The 1,706-nt window shown below is 68.1% G+C and carries 1 protein-coding gene; it reads right to left on the bottom strand.

Annotation, left to right across the window (positions count from 1 at the left end; translation table 11 throughout):
• Nucleotides 1-1,706 (bottom strand): non-ribosomal peptide synthetase (locus GGR62_RS20860; RefSeq protein WP_184409720.1); only part of this gene is annotated, 1,706 nt, incomplete at both ends.

The following is a 1,706-nucleotide window of genomic DNA, read 5'->3' on the forward strand; positions in this document are numbered from 1 at the left end:
TCGAAGCGCTGCAGGTGACGCGGGACAACAGCCCGGCGCCAGACCACCTGCAGCGGCGCGTTCAGACCTTGCCAGACAAACCCGGTGCGCAGGATGTCGTGGCGGGCGATGACCTGATCGAGCGCGTCGAGGAAGGCGTCGAGTTGTTCGCGCGCCGGGAAGCCGAGCACGGACGAGTGCAGATACGGATCGGCGAGCGGATCGGTCAGGTGATGGAACAGCAGGCCTTCCTGCAACGGCGCCAGCGGATAGATGTCCTGCACGTTTGCCGCGCCGCCGTCCACGCTGGCCAGGACCGCGTCGATCTCCGGCTGGGTCAGTGCGACCAGCGGCAGCAGGTCCGGGGTGATGTGGGTGCAATCGGAGCCGATGCGGTTGGGCGGAACCGCCAGCTGGGTGCTGCTGTACAGGTGGTCGCCCAACCCGGCGATGGTGGGGCTGCTGAACAGACTGCGCACATCCATTTGCCAGCCGAGCCGACGCAGGCGTTCGATCAGTTTGACCGCCAGCAGCGAGTGTCCACCCAAGGCGAAGAAATCGTCATTGCGGCCGACCTGCTCGACCCCAAGCAGCTCGCTCCACAGCGTGGCCAGCACCTGTTCGAGCTCGCCTTGCGGGGCGACATGGGCCTGCAGATCCAGCGCCTGAGCGTCCGGCGCGGGCAGGCCAGCGCGATCCAGTTTGCCGTTGGGTGTCAGCGGTAGCGCATCGAGCTGCACGTAGGCCGCCGGCAGCATATGGTCGGGTAGACGCGCTGCGAGTTGGGTACGCAGTGCGGCCGGGTCCACAGCCGACGTGTCGCCGACGAGATAGGCGACCAGGCGCTTGTCGCCGGTATCGTCGCGCGCGATGACCACCGCCTCGTGCACGCCAGCGCAGGCGCGCAGGGCCGCTTCGATCTCGCCTGGCTCGATGCGGAAGCCGCGGATCTTGACCTGCGCGTCGTTGCGGCCGAGGAACTCCAGCAGTCCATCAGCACGCCAGCGCGCCAGGTCGCCGGTCTTGTACATGCGCTCACCGGCTTGCATGGCAAACGGATCGGGCACGAAGCGTTCGGCGCTCAGATCCGGGCGATGCAGATAGCCCTGGGCCACCTGCGCACCGGCGATGTGCAGTTGACCGGCCACGCCAATGAGTGTCGGTTGGCCGTAGCGGTCCAGCACGTAGAGGCGGGTATTGGCCAGCGGCCGGCCAATGGACACAGGCCGGCGTGGATCAGGCGCATGCGCCAACGCCAGCGCGGTGACAAATTGGGTGCTCTCGGTCGGACCGTAGGTCTGCAGCACGGTGGCTTGGCCACCGGCCTCCAGCACCTGGGCCAGCGCGTGGGGATCGGCCACATCGCCGCCGGTGAGCAGCAGCCGCAGGGTGCTCAACTGCGGCGCAATCAACGGCGCGTAGAGGCGCAGCACGCCAGCGACCAGGATCAGCACCGACAGCCGTTCGCGTGTCAGCAATGCGCCCAGCGCCGCAGGCTCGCGCATGACCGGCGCAGGCACCACCACGACGGTGGCACCGTTGAGCAGGCTGCCCCAGACCTCCAACGTGGCCGAATCGAAGGCCGGATTGGAGGCGAAAGCGACCCGGTCCTGGGCCAGCAAGCGCGCCGGTCCATCCTGCAACACCAGGTTGAGCACCGCGTCATGGGCCACGACCACGCCCTTGGGCTGGCCGGTGGAGCCGGAGGTGTACATCACGTAGGCCGC

It is taken from the genome of Xanthomonas sp. 3075 (assembly GCF_014197275.1).
GTDB classification, from domain to species: Bacteria; Pseudomonadota; Gammaproteobacteria; order Xanthomonadales; family Xanthomonadaceae; genus Xanthomonas; species Xanthomonas campestris_B.